The organism is Eggerthella sp. (genome assembly GCF_048329335.1).
Classification (GTDB): Bacteria; Actinomycetota; Coriobacteriia; order Coriobacteriales; family Eggerthellaceae; genus Eggerthella; species Eggerthella lenta.
In genome coordinates this window covers 1-4,502 of sequence record NZ_DBFEGU010000131.1, presented here as the reverse complement: position 1 = coordinate 4,502, position 4,502 = coordinate 1, and the positions used below count along the sequence as shown (strand labels likewise).

3 protein-coding genes and 1 pseudogene are annotated in these 4,502 nt (G+C 68.1%); 1 reads left to right on the top strand and 3 read right to left on the bottom strand.

All coding sequences use genetic code 11. From position 1 onward, the window contains the following. The coding region (locus ACMO6A_RS04045; protein ID WP_418470817.1) for a sodium/proline symporter at window positions 1-975 on the bottom strand (975 nt) is incomplete at its 3' end. Between the two features lie 143 nt (window positions 976-1,118). Further along, window positions 1,119-1,301: a hypothetical protein gene (locus ACMO6A_RS04040; protein ID WP_009306308.1), complete on the bottom strand. Its 183-nt coding sequence runs from the start codon at window positions 1,299-1,301 to the stop codon at window positions 1,119-1,121. Between the two features lie 181 nt (window positions 1,302-1,482). Between ACMO6A_RS04040 and ACMO6A_RS04035 the strand changes: the two genes are divergently transcribed. Continuing rightward, window positions 1,483-2,769 carry an aminotransferase gene (locus ACMO6A_RS04035; RefSeq protein WP_009306310.1) on the top strand — a complete coding sequence of 429 codons (1,287 nt, stop codon included), beginning with the start codon at window positions 1,483-1,485 and terminating at the stop codon, window positions 2,767-2,769. Window positions 2,770-2,891: 122 nt separating this feature from the next. Here ACMO6A_RS04035 and ACMO6A_RS04030 read toward each other — a convergent pair. Next, a pseudogene (locus tag ACMO6A_RS04030) lies at window positions 2,892-4,502 on the bottom strand (ATP-dependent helicase); the annotation flags it as partial.

Here is a 4,502-nt window from a genome sequence, read left to right as displayed (position 1 = left end):
GACGGGAATGATGACGCGGCCCACCAAGCCGATGCAGATGCCGCAGGCCAGCGACACGACGCACCATACGACCGCGATCACGCGCGACTTCTTCACCTCGTCAGCCGAGCGGATGCCCATGAATCGCACGAGCACCTGCGGCATACCGAAGTAGCCGAGGCCCCACGCCAGCATCGAGGCGATGGTGATGAGCGGGTACTCGGCCGCGTCGCCGAACAGGGGCGTCCCGTTCTCCACGAGCTGCCGGCCCGCGTCGTCCACGAGGGGCACCGCTATCTGGGTGCCGCTGAGGAAGCCGGGGATGTTCTGCAGGAACGCGACGGTGTTGTCGACGCCGCCCGCCCAGGCGACCGAGCCCACGAACACGGTGGCCAGCGCGAAGAACATGAGCACGCCCTGCACGAAGTCGGTGGTGACCACCGAAAGGTAGCCGCCGACCAGCGTGTACAAAAACACGATGATGGCGCCGAGCACCATCATCGTGGCGTAGTCGAGGCCGAACAGCGTGGCGAACAGCTTTCCGCACGTGACGAAACAGCTGCCCACGTACACGCAGAAGAACACCATGATGATGAGCGCGGCCACCGTGGACACGATGTTCTTACGGTCATGGAAGCGCTTGCTGTAGAATTCCGGCAGCGTGATGGAATCGCCCGCCACCACGGAATACTTCCGCAAACGCTTCGCCACGAACTTCCAGTTGAGATACGTGCCGATGGCAAGGCCGATGGCGGTCCACATGGCGTCGGACGCACCGGTGAAGTAGGCCACGCCCGGCAGGCCCATGAGCAACCAGCCCGACATGTCGGACGCCTCCGCCGACAGCGCCGTGAGCCACGGCCCCACCCCGCGGCCGCCGAGGAAGTACTCGGCCGTCGACGAGTTCGAGCGCTTCGCGTACACGAACCCGATGGTGAGCACCGCGACGAAATACAGGAGCATCGCGAATACGACCCAAAAATCGTTGGAAACCACAGGTGTCTCCTCCCCTCTTCTCTATGCGAAATGAGGGAATTATACGACAACGGCGCGGGTCGAAGCGCGACTAATTGCGGCGGAGGCAGGTCATCGCCCCCGCCGCCCCGCCTCATGCAGGATGAAGGGACTTGGAACGAAGCCTACTTTTCGGCTTTCTCGGGGTGGCCGTGGTCCTTCTGCCAGCGATCCCAAGTGGAGTAGCAGATGGCGGCGCGCTGGTCTTGATCGGGGAACTTGTCCTTCTCGTAGCGGGTGATGTGCTCCATGCAGCGCGAGATGTAGGTTTCCTTCTTCTCGTTGGCGCGCGGGTCGGGTATGGGCATGAGGGCCTCCTTTCGTCGGATGCCCGCATCGTAGCGCGCGGAGCTTCCGGCGCAGCGGAGGGCGGCGGAGCCGTTGCACGCGGGACACCGGACCGTCGTTCGGCGAAAACGCTATCGACGGCCTTTCCCCTTAACCTTATACTGGGGATCGTACGCACGACTCACAATGGAAGGAAGCACGATGCCCACGTACGCGGAGATGGATAACGTTCAGCTGGCAGCGCTCAAGGAGGAGCTGGAGCGCGAGTACGGCGAGATCAAGGCGCGCGGTCTGGCGCTGAACATGGCGCGCGGCAAGCCCGCCAAGGCGCAGCTCGACCTCAGCATGCCGCTGCTGGAAACCGTGACCACGATGGAGGACTGCGTGGCCGCCGACGGCACCGACTGCCGCAACTACGGCGTGGGATTCGGCCTTCCCGAGGCCAAGGAGTTCATGGCCTGCATGCTGGACGACGAGCCGGACAACGTCATCGTGTTCGGCAACGCCAGCCTCAACATCATGTACGACACCGTGGCGCGCTGCTGGATGTTCGGCACGCTGGGCTCTGAGCCGTGGGGCAAGCTGGACACGGTGAAGTGGATCTGCCCCGCTCCCGGCTACGACCGCCACTTCGGCGTGACCGAGGAGTTCGGCATCGAGATGATCCCCGTGCCGATGACCGACGAAGGGCCCGACATGGACGAGGTCGAGCGCATCGCCGCCTCCGACGCCTCCGTGAAGGGCATCTGGTGCGTGCCGAAGTACTCGAACCCCGGCGGCACGACGTATTCCGACGAGACGGTGCGCCGCCTGGCCGCCATGGAGTGCGCCGCCGACGACTTCCGCATCTTCTGGGACAACGCGTACTGCGTGCACCATCTGTTCGACGACGCGGCCGAGCAGGATCAGCTGCTCGACATCGCCGCCGCCTGTCGCGAAGCGGGAACCGAGGACCGCTGCTTCAAGTTCGCCTCCACCTCGAAGGTGACGTTCCCCGGCGCGGGCATCTCCGCCTTGGCGGCGAGCCCGGCCAACATCGCCGAGATCAAGAAACGCGTGGGCGTGCAGACCATCGGCCACGACAAGCTGAACCAGCTGCGCCACGTGCGCTTCCTGCGCGACGCCGAAGGCCTGGCGGCGCACATGGCCAAGCACGCCGCCATCCTGCGCCCGAAGTTCGAGCTGGTGAACGCCAAGCTGCAGGAGGGACTCGACGAGGTGGGCGGCTGCTCGTGGTCGAACCCGCGCGGCGGCTACTTCGTGTCGTTCGACGCACCGCAAGGCTGTGCCAAGCGCGTCGTGACCCTGGCGAAGGAAGCAGGCGTCACGATGACGGGCGCAGGCGCCACGTACCCGTACAAGCAGGATCCGAACGACAGCAATATCCGCATCGCCCCCACCCTGCCGCCGCTGGAGGAGTTGGACGAGGCTATGGACGTGTTCACCGTCTGCGTGAAGCTGGCCTACGTGGAGAAGCTGCTGGGCTAGACTGCACGCCCGGCTTGCGATCGTTCGGAAGGAGCCGCCCTCGGGCGGCTCCTTTTCTTGTTCGGGGCATGTAAGGCGCACAGGTTGGCGCAGTCCGTAGGCCGCCGGAGCCGTCGGAACCGTCAGAACGGCGAGACGTAGAGGCGCATGCCGTCGGGAAGGCGCACCAACCCCGCATCTTGCAGGACTTCGGCAAGCGGGGAATCCAGGATCGATCGGCCGTTGAGCGTTTCCACGACCACCTTCTTGCGGGCGCCTTCGGCTCCGGCGCGCCTGAGGGAGCGCTTCTCGTGCGCCACGAGGGCCCGCGCGGCCCGGGCGAGCGCGTCTCCGTCGTCCGTGAACGACAGCAGCGAGCGCAACCCCGCCGCAGCGTAGAGCGCCGGCACGCCGCCCAGCACGACGACGAGGCTGCCCGCGCGACGCGTCGGACGGGCTTCGTGCTCCTCCGCGCCCTCGGCATCGGCGCGCGCGACCGGCGGCCAAGGCAGGCCGGCGCCGTACAGGCACGCGGGATCGTCGGCGGCGAGCACGACGGGCTCGCGTGGATCGGCCTCGCCGTCGCCCGCCTCGTAGGTGCGCAGCACGTCGATGGTCTCGCGCGCGGCGAACTGCGCGGGGCCGAGGCCCTGCACGAACGCGCCGCGCAGCACATCCCCCACGTCCTCCATCTGCCGCAGCACGGGAAGCAACGCGGCCAGCCCACCGGGCACGCCCGACAGCTGCACCACGTCGCGAGACAGCACGCCGTAGCGATCGAGGATCGATTCCACCAGCGCGATGGCGCGCACCGTGTCGTTCTCCGGCGACGGCATGATGAGCGACCACCGCCCCGTCAGAGCCGCGCCCACCGCGGCCTGCGCGGACGCTATGCCCCGCATCGTCGGCGAATCGACGGTGCGCATGGCGGACCGGCGGCTGCTCACGCGTCGACGCGGCGCGCTGCGCGGCTTGCCCGCAGCAGCGCCCGCGCCTTCGAGCGAGGCGCGCACCGGCGCGTACGTGTCGTTCGTCGCGCGCCCGTCCCACATGAGCTCGCGCATGGTGGAGGCTACGACCGCCTCGTCGACGAACTCGGGCGCAAGCCGTCGGCGCACCGCATCGACGATCTGGCGGAAGAACAAGCCGCCTCCGAACCCGAGCGCTTCCACCACGGCCGCCTCGACCGACGGCGCCGCCGAGCCTTCCGGCTTCGGCCCGTCGGACGGCGCATCGGCCAGATCGGGCCGTACGGGCGCGAACGGCGAATCGGTGGGATAGAACGCGACGAGGCCTGCGGCTTCGCGCTCGCGGGAGCTGCGAGGCCGCGGCGCCCGCCCATGCCCATCGCCCTCGTCGCCTTCGCGGCGAGCGCCCGCCCACACCACGTCGCCTGAAGCCAGCAGCTCGTCGAGCATGCCGGGACGATAGTCGCGCACGCGGCTGGGGAACACGTGCGCCTCCCAGGCCGAAGCCGGCAGGAACACGCCTTCGAACTGGGCGATCACCTGGGCGAGTCCGTCGATGCCCTCGAATCGCTCCTCGCCCAGCGGCCCTGCTCCTTGCAGGTCGATCAGGAAGCGCGCGAACGCGCTCGGGCTCACCGCCTGCACGGCGCGGCGCGCTTCCGCCAACGACAGCGAGCGCAGACGCCGGAACACACCCGTCTCGACCCAGGCGCGCGCCCGCCCGTCCCCGTCTTCCCCGAAGCGGCCCTGCATGAGGCGCCCCGCCGAGGCGAGGCGGGCGAGGCC